This is a genomic window from Bradyrhizobium diazoefficiens, assembly GCF_016616885.1.
Lineage (GTDB): Bacteria > Pseudomonadota > Alphaproteobacteria > Rhizobiales > Xanthobacteraceae > Bradyrhizobium > Bradyrhizobium diazoefficiens_F.
In genome coordinates this window covers 2,100,379-2,116,290 of record NZ_CP067102.1, presented here as the reverse complement: position 1 = coordinate 2,116,290, position 15,912 = coordinate 2,100,379, and the positions used below count along the sequence as shown (strand labels likewise).

15 protein-coding genes, 1 tRNA gene and 2 pseudogenes are annotated in these 15,912 nt (G+C 61.5%); 6 read left to right on the top strand and 12 right to left on the bottom strand.

The features are described 5' to 3' along the window. Positions 1-61: 61 nt before the first annotated feature. On the bottom strand, positions 62-715 hold the full coding sequence (chpT, locus tag JJC00_RS09550; protein ID WP_200472333.1) for a histidine phosphotransferase ChpT: 654 nt from the start codon (positions 713-715) through the stop codon (positions 62-64). Positions 716-887: 172 nt separating this feature from the next. On the opposite strand from chpT, the gene JJC00_RS09545 reads away from it, so the two are divergent. Next, the gene (locus JJC00_RS09545; protein ID WP_200472332.1) at positions 888-1,718 is read left to right on the top strand and encodes a 3'(2'),5'-bisphosphate nucleotidase CysQ family protein; all 831 of its coding nucleotides are present in this window, start codon (positions 888-890) and stop codon (positions 1,716-1,718) included. Here JJC00_RS09545 and JJC00_RS09540 read toward each other — a convergent pair. Next, positions 1,708-2,193, bottom strand: a complete 486-nt coding sequence (locus tag JJC00_RS09540) for a YHS domain-containing (seleno)protein (protein ID WP_200472331.1) — start codon at positions 2,191-2,193, stop codon at positions 1,708-1,710. The two genes, JJC00_RS09545 and JJC00_RS09540, sit on opposite strands and share 11 nt — an antisense overlap. A gap of 141 nt (positions 2,194-2,334) precedes the next feature. Between JJC00_RS09540 and JJC00_RS09535 the strand changes: the two genes are divergently transcribed. The 3 genes from JJC00_RS09535 to JJC00_RS09525 all read left to right on the top strand — a co-directional run bounded on the left by JJC00_RS09535 (position 2,335) and on the right by JJC00_RS09525 (position 4,596). Further along, positions 2,335-2,943, top strand: a complete 609-nt coding sequence (locus JJC00_RS09535) for a DUF1134 domain-containing protein (RefSeq protein WP_200472330.1) — start codon at positions 2,335-2,337, stop codon at positions 2,941-2,943. Positions 2,944-3,061: 118 nt separating this feature from the next. Then, positions 3,062-4,360 (top strand): hypothetical protein, encoded by a 1,299-nt coding sequence (locus tag JJC00_RS09530; protein ID WP_200472329.1) that lies wholly within the window; start codon positions 3,062-3,064, stop codon positions 4,358-4,360. Positions 4,361-4,521: 161 nt separating this feature from the next. Continuing rightward, positions 4,522-4,596 (top strand) — tRNA-Val (locus JJC00_RS09525). A gap of 565 nt (positions 4,597-5,161) precedes the next feature. Here the strand turns inward: JJC00_RS09525 and JJC00_RS09520 are convergent. The 4 genes from JJC00_RS09520 to JJC00_RS09505 all read right to left on the bottom strand — a co-directional run bounded on the left by JJC00_RS09520 (position 5,162) and on the right by JJC00_RS09505 (position 8,731). Continuing rightward, complete coding sequence (locus tag JJC00_RS09520) at positions 5,162-6,577, bottom strand: IS4 family transposase (protein ID WP_200472328.1); 1,416 nt, start codon at positions 6,575-6,577, stop codon at positions 5,162-5,164. A gap of 581 nt (positions 6,578-7,158) precedes the next feature. Beyond that, on the bottom strand, positions 7,159-7,407 hold the full coding sequence (locus tag JJC00_RS09515; RefSeq protein ID WP_200472327.1) for a hypothetical protein: 249 nt from the start codon (positions 7,405-7,407) through the stop codon (positions 7,159-7,161). Between the two features lie 326 nt (positions 7,408-7,733). Further along, on the bottom strand, positions 7,734-7,883 hold the full coding sequence (locus JJC00_RS09510; protein WP_246774156.1) for a hypothetical protein: 150 nt from the start codon (positions 7,881-7,883) through the stop codon (positions 7,734-7,736). A 38-nt stretch (positions 7,884-7,921) separates the two neighbouring features. Next, positions 7,922-8,731, bottom strand: a complete 810-nt coding sequence (locus tag JJC00_RS09505; protein WP_200472325.1) for a ferredoxin--NADP reductase — start codon at positions 8,729-8,731, stop codon at positions 7,922-7,924. A gap of 659 nt (positions 8,732-9,390) precedes the next feature. Between JJC00_RS09505 and JJC00_RS38035 the strand changes: the two are divergent. Further along, positions 9,391-9,650, top strand: a pseudogene (locus JJC00_RS38035) (winged helix-turn-helix transcriptional regulator); the annotation flags it as partial. A 592-nt stretch (positions 9,651-10,242) separates the two neighbouring features. Here JJC00_RS38035 and JJC00_RS09500 read toward each other — a convergent pair. The 6 genes and pseudogenes from JJC00_RS09500 to JJC00_RS09480 all read right to left on the bottom strand — a co-directional run bounded on the left by JJC00_RS09500 (position 10,243) and on the right by JJC00_RS09480 (position 14,921). Then, entirely contained in the window at positions 10,243-11,004 is a 762-nt protein-coding gene (locus tag JJC00_RS09500; RefSeq protein ID WP_246774267.1) for a PDR/VanB family oxidoreductase, read from the bottom strand. Then, a pseudogene (locus JJC00_RS38030) lies at positions 11,005-11,256 on the bottom strand (PDR/VanB family oxidoreductase); the annotation flags it as partial. 10 nt (positions 11,257-11,266) lie between these two features. After that, positions 11,267-12,340 carry an aromatic ring-hydroxylating dioxygenase subunit alpha gene (locus JJC00_RS09495; RefSeq protein WP_200472323.1) on the bottom strand — a complete coding sequence of 358 codons (1,074 nt, stop codon included), beginning with the start codon at positions 12,338-12,340 and terminating at the stop codon, positions 11,267-11,269. 586 nt (positions 12,341-12,926) lie between these two features. Further along, positions 12,927-13,127, bottom strand: a complete 201-nt coding sequence (locus JJC00_RS09490) for a hypothetical protein (RefSeq protein ID WP_200474386.1) — start codon at positions 13,125-13,127, stop codon at positions 12,927-12,929. A gap of 39 nt (positions 13,128-13,166) precedes the next feature. Beyond that, complete coding sequence (locus JJC00_RS09485; protein WP_200472322.1) at positions 13,167-13,838, bottom strand: 4-carboxy-4-hydroxy-2-oxoadipate aldolase/oxaloacetate decarboxylase; 672 nt, start codon at positions 13,836-13,838, stop codon at positions 13,167-13,169. Between the two features lie 96 nt (positions 13,839-13,934). Beyond that, the gene (locus JJC00_RS09480) at positions 13,935-14,921 is read right to left on the bottom strand and encodes a LysR substrate-binding domain-containing protein (protein ID WP_200472321.1); all 987 of its coding nucleotides are present in this window, start codon (positions 14,919-14,921) and stop codon (positions 13,935-13,937) included. A gap of 192 nt (positions 14,922-15,113) precedes the next feature. On the opposite strand from JJC00_RS09480, the gene JJC00_RS09475 reads away from it, so the two are divergent. Continuing rightward, positions 15,114-15,872: an SDR family oxidoreductase gene (locus tag JJC00_RS09475; RefSeq protein ID WP_200472320.1), complete on the top strand. Its 759-nt coding sequence runs from the start codon at positions 15,114-15,116 to the stop codon at positions 15,870-15,872. The last annotated feature ends 40 nt before the right edge of the window (positions 15,873-15,912 follow it).

Here is a 15,912-nt window from a genome sequence, read left to right as displayed (position 1 = left end):
CTCCGGACAAGCCGAAGCGCCTCGTAAAGATTCGATTAACCTCTGAAAGCGACGGGCGCGTTTACGAAGCGGTAACGATGACGGCTTCGCCCTCCAGCTTGAGCGTCACGGTGAGCCCGCAGGCCTGCGCCAAGAGCCGCGTGTAATAAGGCTGGATCGCGTGCGCATCCGCAGCCGGCCCGCGTTCACCGCTCAGAAGCTCGGAGATGTTCTGCGGCAGGCGTGCATTGTGTCCGGTCGCAGTGATGCGGAAACTCATCGTCTCGCCCTCGCCGATCGGATCGATCGTGAGCATGCCGCCGCGCGGGATCGTGTGCTGGGACACGACAAGCATATTGAGCAGCAGCTTGACGCGATTCTTCGGCAGCAGCAGCCGCGGCAGATTCCACGTGATCGTGCACTTGCCGTCCTCGATGTGGCCACGCGCCATGGTCTGGGCATCGCCGAGGTCGATCTGGGCGCCGGAGGAGCCGGCCGCACCGAAAGCGAGGCGACAGAATTGCAGGCGGGCGGAGGCCGTCTTCGCACTCTTGCGGATCAGGTCGAGCGCGAATTCGCGGTCCTCGGGCTTGGGGTCGTCATCGAGCACTTCGAGGCCATTGACGATGGCGCCGACAGGGCTGATGAGATCATGGCAGACCCGCGAGCACAGGAGCGCCGCGAGTTCGAGCGCATCGGGAGCAGTAGCGGTAGCGGGTGACGGAGCGTCAGACATAAAGGGTTCCTGGAATTGCACGGCGCGAACGCGGCGAATCAAGCATGCTTGACGGATGGCAGGGGTTCTAACATTCGCAAGCCTGTGGCAGCTAGCTTGCGATCGGATCGAGGCGGTCATAAAGCCGCGGGCGAATCAGTCGAGTGGGGATGGAATTGCCGATGAATGAGGCATGCAGGTGAGGATTATCGACGGCGAGGCCGCATCCCGGCTGATGGAGCCGCTGACCGCGCTGGTGGTTCAGGCCGGCGAAGCGATCCTTAGCGTCAACCGCGCAGCGATGCGGGTCGACGGCAAGCAGGACGGCTCGCCGGTCACAGAGGCCGACCTCGCCGCCGACCGAATCATTGCGGAGGGCCTGGCCAGGCTTGCGAACGACGTGCCGTCGCTCTCGGAGGAGCGGTGCCAGCTCGCCTCGCCGCCGTTTCGCGGCAGCTTCTTCCTGATCGACCCGCTCGACGGCACCAAGGAGTTCGTCGCCGGGCGCGACGAGTTCACCGTCAACCTCGCCCTCGTGACCGAGGGCGTGCCACTGCTCGGCATCGTCGCCGCGCCCGCGCTCGGGCTGCTCTGGCGCGGCATCGTCGGCCGCGGCGCCGAGCGCCTGACGTTTGACGGCACCACCATCGGCGCTGCCGAGCCGATCCGGACCCGCAAATTGCCCGGGCCCGGCGAGCCCTGGGTCGCGGCGGTGAGCCGCTCGCATGGCGACCCGACAAGCGACGCGTTCATCGACAGCCGGCCCAATGCGGTCAGAAAGACGTGCGGCTCGGCGGTCAAATTCGGCCGCATCGCCGAGGGCAGTGCCGATATCTATCCCCGCTTCGGGCCGACCTCGGAATGGGACGTCGGGGCGGGCTGCGCCGTGGTCACGGCGGCCGGCGGCAAGGTGACCGACGGCAAGGGCGGCGAGATCCGGTTCGGCGAGCGTGGCGACACCGGCTTCATCATCCCGGCATTCATCGCCTGGGGCGATGCCGGGGCGGTCATGCCTACTGGCTGAGCTTGTCCTGAAGCGCCGGCCAGCGCTTGCCGACGTCATACAGGAAGCGTTCCGGATCGGCGGCGAAGGCGTCGCGGTTGGCTTCGCGGCTGAACAGATAGAGCCGCTGCGCCGAGATCACGAAGAAGCGGGGATTGCCAGCGACGGTCACGCCGCGCGCGATGTCGGCGGGATCGTAGCCGCCGAATTGCGGGCCGTAGATTTCGGGATGGGCCAGGAAGGAGGCGCGGTTGCCCTCGTTCCGGAAGCGCCAGACCGCGCCCCAGAGATTGGCCTCGAACTCCGCCGTCCCCTGCTCGGGGCCGCCATCAACGAAATAGGCCACGGGATCAAAGCCTTCGATGGCGACGCCCGAGAAGCGATTGACGACGATCCGCTCGGTGGCGGCAGCCTGCGTCGGCAACCCGGAGCAGGCGAGCCAAATGCCCGCAAGCAGACAGACCAGGCGGCCGATCAAGGCAATTCCGGGGCGCAAAGGGCTATCTTCCTGCCGTTGTGCCGTCATAGTTGCTGCGGATAACATCCGAGTCGAGGGGACATCCGGCGCAACCTAGGACCGTGCCTGTTGGCGTCAGGTTAAGGGAAGCGGACCGGAATCGATACCAGGGGTTCTTTTATGACTTTCGCATCACGCCTTGCCGCAGTGGCGCTCGTAGCGCTGGCTGGCTGGATCGTGCCGGCCTCCGCCCAGACGGCTGCGCCGCCGCCGGACCTGCCGCCGCCGCAGCGGACCCCGACGCCCAACACCTACGGGCCGGACGAGCTGGTCACCGCCGGCCATCGCTTCTTCGGTAACGTTTCGCGCGGCCTCGCCTCGATCATCGAGAAGGCGGTCAGCCAATGGGGCCTGCCGAACGGCTATATCCTCGGCGAGGAAGGCTCCGGCGCGTTCGTCGCCGGCCTGCGCTATGGCGAAGGCACGCTCTACACCAAGAACGCCGGCGACCTACGCGTCTACTGGCAGGGTCCGTCGCTCGGCTTCGATTGGGGCGGCGACGGCGCGCGCACCATGACGCTGGTCTATAATCTGCCGGCCACCAACGCGATCTACCAGCGCTTCGCCGGCATCGACGGCTCGGCCTACATCATCGGCGGCTTCGGCATGACGGCGCTCACGTCCAACAACATCGTGCTGGTGCCGATCCGCTCAGGCCTCGGGCTGCGCCTCGGCGCCAATATCGGCTACCTCAAATACACGCCGCGCGCGACCTGGAACCCGTTCTAGGTCCCCTTCTCCGATTCAGTTCCGGATTCACGTTAACAACAGGGCAGGGCTGGCTTTTTGCTGGCCCGCCATGCATTGTCTTTGGTAAATTTTTCCTTAGCTCTGGGAGTTCTGGCCCATGGTCGAACCGATCATGTACCTGGCGATCGGTTTCCTGCTGTCGATGCTGTGCGGGCTTGCCATCGTGCCGCTGGTGCATAACCGCGCGGTCCGCCTGACCACGCGCCGGCTTGAGGCCGCCACGCCGCTGTCGATGGCGGAGATCCAGGCCGACAAGGACCAGCTCCGCGCCGAGTTCGCCATGTCGGCGCGCCGGCTGGAGATGAGCGTCGACCAGCTCAAGAGCAAGACCACGAGCCAGCTCGCCGAGCTCGGCAAGAAGAGCGACGCCATCAACCGCATGAAGATCGAACTCGGCGAGAAGAACGCCACGATCTTCGCGCTGGAGGCGCGCGAGAAGGCGGTCAAGGAGCAGCTCCGCGCCACCGAAGAGGAATTCAACGCCAAGACCGTATCCTTGCGCGAGGCCGAGATTGCGCTGAGCAACAAGCAGGGCGAGCTCGCAAAAATCAATTCCGAACTGTCCGACCGCTCGATGATGGCGGAGAGCCGCCAAATCGAGCTGGTCGCGGTGCGCGCCCAGATCGAAGAGCTGAAAAACCGCGTCGGCGATGCCGAGAAAGAGTTCACCGCCACGCAGGCGCGGCTGACGCAGGAGCGCGTCGAGTCGGAGACCGCCTCGCGCGAGCTTGGCGATGCGCGCGGCCGCGTCGAGAATTTGAGCCAGCGCGTCACCGAGCTCGATCGCCAACTGATCGTGCAGGTGAAGGAGGCCGAGATGCTGTCAAGCCGCGTCGCCGACCTCGAAGGGCGGCTCGCCACGCAGGGCAAGCTGCTTGCCGAGCGCGACTATGAGAACAACCAGCTCCGCCAGACCAATGAAAGCTCCGAGCGCACCATCAAGGAGCTGCGCGTCGAGATCGCCGGCTTGAGCGGCGGCAAGTCATCGGCTGCGTTCGAGACGATGCGCGCGGAAAAGGCCGCGCTGGAAGAGCAGCTCCGTACCGCACGCGACGAGCGCGCAAAACTTCAGCGCGACATCAATGCGATCCAGCAGCAGGCGGAAAGCTCCTGGGCGACCGAGCGGATGGAGAACGCGCTGCTGCGCGAGCGCATCAACGACATCGCCGCCGAGGTCGCAAAACTCGCGATGCAGCTCGAGGGCCCGAACTCGCCGATCGAGGCGCTGCTGGCGGCCGAGGCCGGCCAGCCGCCGAAACCCGCGCCGCGCCCGGCCAACGGCGTCGCGACCAATGGCGCGGCCGCGGCCGCCCTTCCCGAAGGCGGCGGAACGCTCGCCGAACGCATCCGCGCGCTGCAGGCGCACGCCTCCCGCGCCCGCCAGCAGGGCGCGTAAGCAGCCCGAAATCCGGCCTCGCCGCCGAATTTAAGAGACTGGCCCAAGGTTTTCGGGCCCCAAGCCGCCTGAAAACTTGACACTTCTAGCCCGCACTTCTAAATCGCGGGCTCCAATGCGACGGCCGGCCGACAAGGTCCGGCCGTCTGCATGATGGTCCCGGGCGCATAGCTCAGCGGGAGAGCGTTCCCTTCACACGGGAGAGGTCCAAGGTTCGATCCCTTGTGCGCCCACCATTAGCTCTTTCTTTTCAGCGACTTAGCAGCGCCTCTCCCCCACAGTGTGCCCCCAAAATTCTGGGGCACAACCGGGGCACGCTGGCGCCCACCTCACCTGCCGCACCGGTCTCGACGGCCATCAAGAAGACTTAGCTGCAGTCCGCGCTGCTAAGACGAGGTGTCGAAGTTCTAGCTAGGCGCTCTTCGGTGGCTGGGTTCGAGTCTAGCGGTTTCTGGCTAGCATGCGCCGTGTTTACACGAACGGAATCAACTGCCGCGGCTATGTCGATCCTGACTTGATGCGCAAGCACCCCTGTCCGACCAAACCGGATCTCGGTCTTGTTTAGAAAGTCAACGGCGTTCCGCCCGTACCGCGATCGATGCAATGGTTCGCGCACCGCAATGCACAGATGTGCCCCTCTGCCGGATAAACGAGCTTTTCCGAGGCTCGTGGCGCATTCGATCAAGCGGAAGAGTTGCCGGATGGGAGAGAGCAGCGGTCGTCCTTGATTGACTTTGCGTCGGAGCCATAGCCCTTTACCGTGGCAATCAACGAGCAGGTGGTATCCGTCCGCTGAAGCTTTCAATTACCCACAATTTCTGCTCCGACCATGGCGCCCAGCGCGATATCGGTGAGGCGTGACAACCCGCGCCACATGACGGTATTGCCAGGCGGCGGATCGCTGGTGCGGGCGAGATAACCGCCGAGCCGTGCGATCTTGGTCAGGTAATGTGAGAGGGTCTTCCGTCGAGCTTGCGGTTTGTCATTCACGAGGCGATCGAGCAGGGCGATTTCAGTCGCGGTCAACGCAAGAGTCGGCAGTGCCCGTGGAGCTGATCGATTGAGCATCGTCATCCAGAAGACCCGCCAACTGAGGATGCAAAAGACCGATATCAGGTTGGTCAGACGCTGGGCAGTCCGGAGCTTCGATTCTTCAGCTTTGCAGCCCGATTTAAGGATCTTGTGGAAGACTTCGATTTTCCATCTCAAGGCATACCATTCGAGCTTCTCAATAGCGTCCGCGCGGGAGCCAACGGGCAGATCTGTGATGAGCTTCCACTCGATTTTCTTTCTGTTCTTCGGCGTCACGCGCTCTTCGGCATGGATCACCGTCAAGGTCTGCGCGGGATAGCGCTTCTGCTTTCCAATCGGCGGCAGGACGCGAATCTTGCGATATCTGATCTCGAGGACGGCTTCATCGGTATCGCCGTTGTTGTCTCTGACGTCGATGCGATGCAGTCCTTTGACCGCGACCTCGTCCATTTCGTCGGCGATCGTGTGATCCCCATCCCCAGCCAAGCGGTCAACGCAAGTCCTGATCACGAAATGCGTTCCAGCTTCTCGAGCCGAGCAGAACAACTCATAGATGTCGCTCTCGCGATCGCCGACATGGATGCATCGTTCCGGATCACCCAGCAGCTCTGTGGATTGCCGGACATTGTCCAGCCACCGAATGCTCTCCTTCTTCTCGATGGGAACGCGCGTCGGATTGATCTTCTTCTTAAGCGCGGCAGTCCCCTTGAATTTCTTCCGAGTCCAGAATTTGACAGCCGTCAATCCAAGCGGCAGCCCTTCCGTCGTCACCGCCAGGCTCGAGTGCATCAGGATGCCGCAGACCGTGTGCGATCTCAGGCGGCCTGCCTTGTCGCGCCCGCTGTTTATGCTTTTGGTGATCCCGATCGCGTCCTTGTTTTCTCTTTGATAGGTGAACTCCGTCGTGTCGTGGAGCACAAGGACGGGACCATCGGTGGCAACCATGCGGTCACGCGTCGATTGAAAGTGACCACCCAGGATCTCCGCCTCGCTGACCCGGTCGTTGGAGAAAAAGCGATAGGCCGCCTTGGTGTTGGCCCAGTCCTGGCACACCAGCGGAATGCTTTCGCCCATGGCGCTCCCGATCTGCGCTACCAGTTTGCGGAGACGCTTATTCAGGCGCTCGTCGGCAAGGCTGCAGCCAGCGAGCTCGCGATCAAACCATGCGTCGGCTTCTTCGTCCATTGGCACCGCCCCCCTGCGAATCGGTGCCAGACAAGGAATCACGGTCGATTCCTGCGATGCAATAGTTGGTGCGCTCCCTCAGCCCTCTCGGCTAAATGTGGGTAATTGAAAGCCGCTGAAGGCCGCCTTGCCGGGCAAAGCGCGGTATTTGAGAACGGTCCTTGACGAGCGCGTTAGTGAAGAATCCTACGAAGAACTCGTCGAAGTCTGCCAAACGCGCGCCAGAGGGCGCGACAAAGCTCTGGGATCAGTTACTTTCGGCTATCGTGACGGATCACGGACGAGGCGAGGAGACCGCTGGGCTTATTAGCCGTCCCCGACGGCACATGGCTGCTCGAGGGTCCAGTGGTTGTCTTGATAGTGCGACTGCGAAGAGTGTCTGTAAACTAACGGATACCGCGCCAAGACCCGGAATAGATTATGGCCCTAGAAAAGCTTGATTTTGAATGCTTGCGAGAAGCGATGAGGGAAGGAAGTAGCGCGTGGCGTCCATGGAAAGGCGTCTATGGTCGCGCCAGACGTCTATGCGAGTTAGGCTGTCTCCTGGAAGCCGGAATCTCGGCTATGCCTCCACACGTCGTCTATGTTGTTTCTGATAAAGGGAAGACAGCTCTCAGCATTAGAGAGGCATCACAACTCAGACGACCGCGCCAGAATAGAGAGCGGATCGATAGCTGACAGGCGACGTCTCGCAGCCAATCTTCGTCTTCACCGAGGTCCATCGCGACCTTAGTGATGGTGGTGACGTGGCGGACCTTGTTGAGCTGGCTGGTCATGCCAGCTTGAGCGGAGAGCGCTGATTGCTCATCCGAGTTTAAGAGATAGTTCAAGATTGTCCCCTGTTAGAAGTTGACCAATTCCGTACAACATCGACATCGCAACAATCACAGCGCAGAGATAGGCTGCAAGTTGAGACCAGAATTCGCCGTCACGGCTGAACATTAGCGCGCCACTGAAGCTCAGAAGCCATTGCTGCTATCGCCTACAACGAGGCGCGGTTGCTCCGTCCAGCCCGTCATCAATGTGTCTCCAGACCTATCCCGCGCTTCCAACTAAAAATTAGGAGCTCCGCCTCCTGGAGCACAAGGGCGGAGCCGCTTCCCATGCCCCCAAGGCGGGAAGCCGCGCTGCTGGGAAACAGCGCGCCTCTTCGGGGTCACTCAGAGACCCACGGGCGTGCCAATTGTCGCCCCTCGTCGCTCTCTACGACGTTGCGCAAGACAATTTCAGAAAGCTGCACAACCAACTGTCTGAGATGCGCAATCTCTTGCTTGCAGCGCTCCAGCTCGCGTTGTTCGTCTGTCATCGCCGGTGCTTCACGGCGATTCCTCCTTGCATCATGATTCATGTAGAACCATTGTCCGCGAACGGGCTCAAACCATTGCGTTCGGCAGACGCCTTTTCGACCACGAATTGCGCGGGCTCGCCGTGATTGCCTTCGACAAAGCCCCTCGCCACCAACAGCTCGCGGGCATCGCGCACCAGTGCAGGGCTGCCGCAAATCATGACGCGGTCATGCTGCGGCTGGAGTGCCGGCAGCTCAATGTCCGTAAACAGCGTGCCTGACGCGATCAGATCGGTGATCCTACCGCGGTTGTGGAAGGGATCGCGCGTGACGGTCGGATAATAGATCAGCTGGTACCGCACGAAGTCGCCGACCAGCTCATCGCTCGGCAGTTTTTCCGTGATCATCTCGCCATAGGCGAGCTCGGCGATCCGGCGGCAGCCATGTAGCAGCACGACATTGTCGAATCGCAGATAGGTTTCGGGATTCTTGATCACGCTCAGGAACGGCGCAAGCCCGGTGCCGGTGCCGATCAGATAGAGATTGCGCCCGTCCTCGAGATTATCGATGACCAGCGTCCCCGTCGCCTTGCGGCTGACGATGATCTCGTCACCCTCCTTCAGATGCTGCAGACGCGAGCTTAAGGGACCATCCGGCACCTTAGTCGAGAAAAATTCGAGCCGGTCCTCGTAATGGGCGCTGGCGAGACTGTACGCACGTAACAATGGCTTCTCGTCGACCTTGAGCCCGATCATCGTGAATTCACCGCTGCGGAAGCAGAATGATGGATCCCGCGTGGTGGTGAAGCTGAAGAGATTGTCGGTCCAGTGATGAACGCTCAGCACGCTTTCCTGGTTGAAATTGCTCATTGTGACCGCCTGCGAAAAAATTAGAGCACAATCATCGATTCTGAGTTGCAGAGCATCTCATCCTCAAACGGAGCCTTCATTGACAAGAGCGCAAAACGCGCCAACGCGTTCTCCTTAGGCAAAGGCGAGCAGGCTTGAACTGAGCACTACGAGACCGACTGCGGTCAGCGCCAGGAAGCTGTCGGAGACAAGGTCATGATTGCCCATGAAATACTGTCGACAAGGCGTCGCCACTGGAAGGATACGCAAGTCACGCTCGGGTCGCCGCGGAAACAGGATCATGACCGTGCTTCCGTCACACTGAGATGAAGCCTCTGTCCACCCTCCAGCAAGAGAGATAGCAGTGGGCAGTCGCTGGTTGGCTTACTGATAGAAATCGCGACTTTGCGCCGCCCAGAATAGTATCTCAGAAGGGCTTCCTTCACGTCCTCTGCAAGGATTTCTCGAGGATCTGAAAGCACGGTGGTTGTCATGGCTTTTGCTTTCCCGGTTTGCTGTGGGCTCGAATCTGCAAAGTGGCGACCGCCGGGTGGTTGGGTCGATGTCCTAATTGGCATCGTTCAGCAGCAGAGGTGTCGTAAAACTGTCATTCAACATACTCGTGTTGCATAACTGTTTTCGTTGCATTTTCCTGTCATTCGGAGGACTTTCTGCATCGCATCGTCACATGGCGACGGAATCCACCTCAAAGGGGGGAGCCGGTAGCGCGATACGACCGAAGGGATGTCCGCATCCTCAAGATTGTGCAAAAGAACAACCGTCTAACTTCCGAGGGATCAGCGAATTGGCCGGGCTTTCTGCGACCGCATGTCAAGGACGGCTGAAGAGGCTCCGCTCGGAAGGCATCATCGAGGCCGATGTCTCGATCGTTTCGCCGAAGGCGGCAGGAAGATCCATTGAAATGTTTGTGGAGGCTTCAGGCACCCCCACGATATGCCGCCTTTCCGATTCCCCCGTCACAAATTTTCAGCGATAGCTCCGGGATAGAAGCACCCTTTCATAGCTCTCAGAGGCCTGTGTCACGGCTTGAGGTGGTAGGAGCCGCACGAGCAACGCGCTTGTGAACATTGGCAGCGCGGAAGCAAGATAGACCGACCTCCAGCACCGAGGTCGGCAATCACTCCAGATACGAAACGGCCAGCGAGAAATCCGATTACGACGCACCGCTGGTGCGAGTCCCACCGAACGCCCGCGTTCGGACGGCGCGGCGAGCTGCCGGCCTCGACCTCGGCTGTCGTGCCAGCATGAGCGCGATTAGCGAGACCGGAGCGGTGCGGTAGGTCGCAATCCTCAGGCGTGGCGACAAGCGTCTTCCTACGCTATGGCTTCAAGAAACTGTCAACGGACGACGTTTCGCGCCAGGGCCTGTGGGGCCGTGGTCACGTACCTCCTGGGGTGAATGGAGCGCGTGCTCGGCGCCTTTGAGGCCCTTCACGGCAGCGCAGTCGGTGTCGAGCACCTCGGCGAACTCACCGTGGCTACGCCGATCCACAGCATGACGTACACGTTGCTCAACCCCTGCACGATTGGGACGCCGAGGAATGACGCTGGGTCGGCAGACGATCGGGCGTATCGATGGTAATGCAACCGCTGACCGCGCGCGACACGCAGGTGCACAGCTTCTCGTTCGTCGCCTGCTCCTCGCTGCTGAAGAACACGTCGCGATGATCGACCGGGGCCGACGCCTCCAGAATCGGCAGGACGCACAGCCCACATTCCCCGCGTCGGCAACCGAAGATCATGTCGACGCCTGCATCTTCAAGCGCATCCAGCATGGACCGGTTGGCGGGGACCTCGATTTCGAGACCCAGCCGGGGAATCCTAATCTTGAACGGCACGTCCGCAAAGTTGCCAGCATTGCCAAACGTCTCGTAGCGGAGGTGCGCCACGGGCCTGCCTACTTCGCACCACAGGCGCCTGGTCGCCTCCATCATGCCGAACGGGCCACACACATAAAGCTCGCCCCGCCGATCGAGTTGGGCGATCTCGCCGGCGATGTCGATGCGCTGTCCCTCTTCACCGACGAAGAGCTGGAGCCGTTCGCCGATGTAACGGGCTAGCTCGTCTGCGAGAGCCAAGTCGCCGCGGCTGCGCGCGGCATAGAGCAGGCGAAAATTCGCGCCCGCTTGCTTCAGCGCCAGTGCCATTGTGTAGATCGGCGTGATGCCGATGCCGCCGGCGAGCAGCAGATATTCCGGCCGGCCGTAGCTCAATTCGAAGCTGTTGCTCGGCGCGGAGATCGTAAGCCGTTCGCCCACCTTGAGGCGCCACATGCCAGTAGACCCGCCCCGGCTAGACGCGAGCCGCTTGACGGCGATGCGATAGAGTCCGTCCGGACAAGCTCCTATCAGTGAATAGCTGCGAAGCTGCGGCCGGCCGTCAATGGGCACAACGACGTCGATGTGACTGCCGGGCGTTGCGGTGACGAATGCGCGGTCCGGCTCGATCTCGAAGAGACGGACGTCAGGCGTAAGCTCGCGCGTGGCGCGAAGGCGCGCGGCTGCCCATTCGATCGGCTTGGTCATGACCTTTCGCTCACTCGGCCGCAACATTTGCGATCACGCGGGCCTGTTCGTCGGCCAGCATCCGATCGATCAGCCGCCGCGCCCAGAGCGAGCCCGCATCGATGTTGAGATCGTAGAAGGGCGAACGCGGGTTCTTGTCGATCGCGGCCTGCTGCGCCTCCAAGATCCTGTGATCCTGATCGTAGACGCCCGCTCCGCCATTCACGTGGGCGAGCTGGAGCTCTTTCGTCAATTGCGCATCATCCCTGCGATAATTTCGGACGAAGTTCCAGAAATAATGGCAGGTCATCTCGGTCTCGGGGGTGATCGCCGCCAAGAACGCGCCGTTGGCGCCGTGCGAGCGGTCGCCTTGCGGCGCGCCCGTACCCGTCAACGCCACGCCGACATCGCCGACGACGACCGACGGTGCCTGGAACGTCACGATTTGCCAGCGATCGACACGGCCCGGCCGTCCGAGCTGGCGCGCCCAGAACGGGGGCGGCTCGATGTCGATCATCCAGCGCGTCATCGTCGCCGTGTCGTCGGTGTGGGTCACATCGAAGGGCGCGGCCGTGATCGCCTCGTCACCGATGCTGCCGGCGTGAACATACGTCTCGTGAGTGAGGTCCATGAGATTGTCGATCACAAGGCGATAGTCGCATCTCAACTGATAGAACGTGCCCCCCTCGCCGACCCATTGCGTGCCGTCGTTCCGGTGAAAATCCGGAATTGTGGCAGGGTCCGCCAGCGCGGGGTCACCGGGCCACAGCCAGACCAGGCGATGCCGCTCGACGACCGGATAGGCGCGCACGCAGGCTGACGGATTGATCGTCTTCTGCGCGGGCATGTAGGTGCAGCGGCCGGCCGAATTGAAGATCAGCCCGTGATAGCCACACATGACGTCATCGCCCTTGAGATGTCCGAGCGACAGCGGCAGCAGCCGGTGCCAGCAGGCATCCTCCAGCGCGGCGATCACCCCGTCGGTGAGCCGGTAGAGCACGACGTTCTTGCCGCAGATGATGCGGGCGGAAAGCTCGCGGCCGATTTCGTGGCACCATGCAGCAGCGTACCAGGCGTTGAGCGGAAAAGGCTTTGATGCGTTCATGGTAACGTCTCTCCCTGGTCGGGTCGATGGTCGCGGGCTTGTCTAAGCCCATTCCAATAGCCTGCGCCTTGCCACCCTGGCATGAGATGTTCCTCGACGATCACTCATCACCCTCAAATGACAAGCGCTGACAATAGCCACGCCGCTCGAATTGGTTTCTCAATGAGCTGCAGGCGCCGCCAAGGCTACAACCTGATGCTACGTCAGGTTCAAGTTATTTCGTGCTCATCTTAAACGCACGGCGATGTAGAGCAGAGCGCCAGAGGCCGCGCCCTTTTCGCACTGCTCGATCTCAATTAGAACCGCAGCACGGCGGCGCATCGTGCGACTAAGGCCACATGATGTGCTTTCGCCTCATTTCTCAATTCGATCAGAAGCCAATTTCGGATCATATTTGGGCAGGCCGATATTCACGTAAGGGAAATCCGTCGATCCGTCTGCACTCGCCAATGGTGTACGGCGCAGCCAAGACAGGAAATTTCCGGCGAACCGGCAGGGATTCCATTTCGCAGAGCCCGAGAAGCAGGTGTCTCTAATTGCGATGTCTGTCAGCGGACCAAGTTGCTTTCTCTACTTCCTTTGGAAGTTACGTATTCTTTGGAGGCAGACGATGGAAGCGCTCTGTTATCATCATTCCACCATCAACCGAGCCCATGAAGACGTAGATGCAAACCTTGCTGTTGACTGCGACGGAGGCGACGTCGGTGAGCTGCCAGCCATCCGATAGCTTCGCCCAATTGTCGACGACGCGGTACCGATGCTCGCCCGAGCCGCGAATGGCTGCCACTTGTCTTCCCGTTATTGCGCGCCGGCGGCGCGTAACCCCTTAGGCGAATGTGCAGCCCTTGGACTCCAGCACCTTGCCGATGCCGGAGAGTTCGAGGATGTCACCGCCGGCCTTGAGGGCCTTCATGATGCCGGCCTCCTTCTCCTCGCGCGCCGCCGACTTGACGCAAACGTCGGCAATGTTCTCTTTGGGCACGATCACCACACCGTCGTCGTCGGCACTGACGATATCGCCGGGACGAACCGTAATCCCGCCGATGACGATTGGCTGATTGATGGTGCCAAGCGTCTCTTTAACAGTGCCCTTCATGCAGAGGCCGTAGGAGAAGACGTTGAAGCCGGTGTCGCGCACCGCGAGACCATCGCGAACGCCGGCATCAGTGACCAGCCCGACGATGCCCTTGGCGACGCAGGCCGTCGCCAGTACCTCGCCGAAGCCGCCCTGCTCGGGATGATCGCCCGCGCTCACCACGAGCACGTCGCCCGGCTTGGCCAGCGAAATCGCCGTGATCAGCATCATGTTGTCGGCTGGATGGCAGCTCACCGTCAGCGCCGGTCCGCAGGCGCGCATCCCGGAATAGATCGGCTTGATGCGGGAAGTCAGCGCGCCCAATCGCCCCTGCGCCTCGTGAAGGGTGGACGGAGGAAACTTCTTGATGCGCTCGACAAGCTCGGCCGCGGGCCGATCGAATGTCCTGATCACATGCACCATGATAACCTCCTTGCAGCCGCGATTTCCGTTACACCTCCATAACTAACCGCCTTGGCGCGGCAAATTCAGATTTTAGGATTGCCGCATCGTGTTTCGTTATGGCTCAGCCTTCGACCGGCCCAGAGGCGACGTTGAGCCCCCCGTGGCGATGGTCGCCGGGCCGAGATGGAGATCGAGCGGCCCCCAGGTCTTGACGATGATCTCAAGCAATATTTTGTAAACGGCGAATGCGGCATCGGACAACGCAGCGCCATCTGAAATGCACAGCGACATCTGTTGTGAGGCCGACGGCGCATTGATCCGCCGAATGCAGAGTTCGTCGACGTTCGGCAATTCTTTTGCGATCGACATGGGCAGCACTGCCGCCCCCACTCCGGCTGCAATCGCCGAAGATAGGGTCGATTGAGAATGGATCTCGGCAACGATGCGCGGGCGGAGTCCCACCTCGGCGCAGACGCGCTCGACCGTTTGTCGCAGGAAGGATTCCCGATATGGCAGAAGCAGGTCGAATTGCGCGACCTCCGTCGCCGATACTTCCTCTGCAGGCATCTGCTCCGGATACATGCTGCGGGGCACGACAAGATAAAAGTACTCGCGCATCAGCGGCTTGTAGTCGAGACCGGTCACCGGGCGTTCGCCGTAGAGGACAGCGATATCCATGCTCCCCTTCAGGATCATCTCGCTGAGCATGACCCCGGAGCTGTCGTAGATGTGCGGCACGATGCCGGGATAGCGTTCACGCACCTGCATCAGTAGCGGGGTCGCGAGCAATGCCGCCGAGCTGAGCGGGGCCAGACCGATCGTGACATTGCCGGTTAATTCCGGCTTGCTGTCCAGAATGGTGCGCCTGGCCTCTTCGATCTGCCGCTGGATCGACTTGGCATAGCGGTAGAGGATTCGTCCTGCTTCGGTGGGCTTGACCCCGCGGGCACTGCGATCGAGCAGCTTGCACTTGAAGTCCGCCTCCAGGCTCGCGATATGCTGACTCAGCGCCGGCTGCGCGACATTCAGCACCTTGGCCGCGCTCGTCATGCTGCCGAGATCCACAACCTTGATGAAGGCCTCCAAACGTTTCGTATCCAATACGGCGTCTCCGGATATCCAGACAGGAAGCAATGCAGCAACAGCAGCAATAGGCTGAAGCTATGGGATCAGAAGGAATTGTTCTTACCACCGGGAACCTGAGTGGCCTATAGCTAGTGCTGAACTCGTCCTCCGCTCGCGTTACAGCCGACGCCACCAGCGGGTCGGACGGTAGCAGAGGAGCCCTCGCGGATGGGATTTTCGGATTATCGGACGGCCTTGGTGACGGGCGCGTCCTCTGGGATTGGGGCCGCGACGGTTCGGCGCCTGAGCGCGGAAGGGCTCCAGGTTCACGCCGTGGCACGCGACGCCGCTCGCTTGAGCGCCTTGGCCGCGGAGACCGGATGCCAGCCCTGCGCCGTGGACGTCAGCGATCTCGACGCGCTTGCGGCACTGGCGAAGTCGGCCGAGTTCGATGTCCTCGTCAACAATGCCGGCCAGTCCCGGCGCGGCAACATCCTGGATACCACGCCGGAGGATATCGACACGCTCATCGACGTTAATCTGCGCGCGGTCCTGCACCTGACGCACCTCGTCGTGCCGGGCATGGCAAGTCGCGACCGCGGCCACGTCGTCAATATCTCCTCTATCGCTGGCCACTATGCATTCGCCGGCGGCAACACCGTGTATCACGCCACGAAAGCCGGCATTCACTCCCTGTCGCAGCAATTGCGCGTCGATCTCTACGGAACCAGGGTTCGCGTCACCGAGATATCGCCGGCACGGGTCGAGACCGAAGTCTTCGGACGGCTGCTGGGCGATCTGGCTGAAGCCAAGCGCCGCTTCTTCGACGATTATGATGCTCTCCAGCCCGAAGACATCGCCAATTCGATCGCATTTGCGATTGGATCGCCGGCGCGCATGAATGTCGCCTTCATGGAGGTCCTGCCGACCCAACAAGTGGTCGGCGGCCTCAACTTCGCGCAGAAGAGCAGGCCGCCGGCTGAGTAATGCGTGACGCCCCGAGCGCGATAGGCCGTCAACGCGGAGC

Bases quoted from the DNA above. Each gene is read 5' to 3' on its own strand.
- chpT (WP_200472333.1), bottom strand. From the start codon at position 715: ATGTCTGACGCTCCGTCACCCGCTACCGCTACTGCTCCCGATGCGCTC.
- JJC00_RS09545 (WP_200472332.1), top strand. From the start codon at position 888: ATGCAGGTGAGGATTATCGACGGCGAGGCCGCATCCCGGCTGATGGAG.
- JJC00_RS09535 (WP_200472330.1), top strand. From the start codon at position 2,335: ATGACTTTCGCATCACGCCTTGCCGCAGTGGCGCTCGTAGCGCTGGCT.
- JJC00_RS09530 (WP_200472329.1), top strand. From the start codon at position 3,062: ATGGTCGAACCGATCATGTACCTGGCGATCGGTTTCCTGCTGTCGATG.
- JJC00_RS09520 (WP_200472328.1), bottom strand. From the start codon at position 6,577: ATGGACGAAGAAGCCGACGCATGGTTTGATCGCGAGCTCGCTGGCTGC.
- JJC00_RS09510 (WP_246774156.1), bottom strand. From the start codon at position 7,883: ATGACAGACGAACAACGCGAGCTGGAGCGCTGCAAGCAAGAGATTGCG.
- JJC00_RS09505 (WP_200472325.1), bottom strand. From the start codon at position 8,731: ATGAGCAATTTCAACCAGGAAAGCGTGCTGAGCGTTCATCACTGGACC.
- JJC00_RS09500 (WP_246774267.1), bottom strand. From the start codon at position 11,004: ATGTGGCGCCTCAAGGTGGGCGAACGGCTTACGATCTCCGCGCCGAGC.
- JJC00_RS09495 (WP_200472323.1), bottom strand. From the start codon at position 12,340: ATGAACGCATCAAAGCCTTTTCCGCTCAACGCCTGGTACGCTGCTGCA.
- JJC00_RS09485 (WP_200472322.1), bottom strand. From the start codon at position 13,838: ATGGTGCATGTGATCAGGACATTCGATCGGCCCGCGGCCGAGCTTGTC.
- JJC00_RS09475 (WP_200472320.1), top strand. From the start codon at position 15,114: ATGGGATTTTCGGATTATCGGACGGCCTTGGTGACGGGCGCGTCCTCT.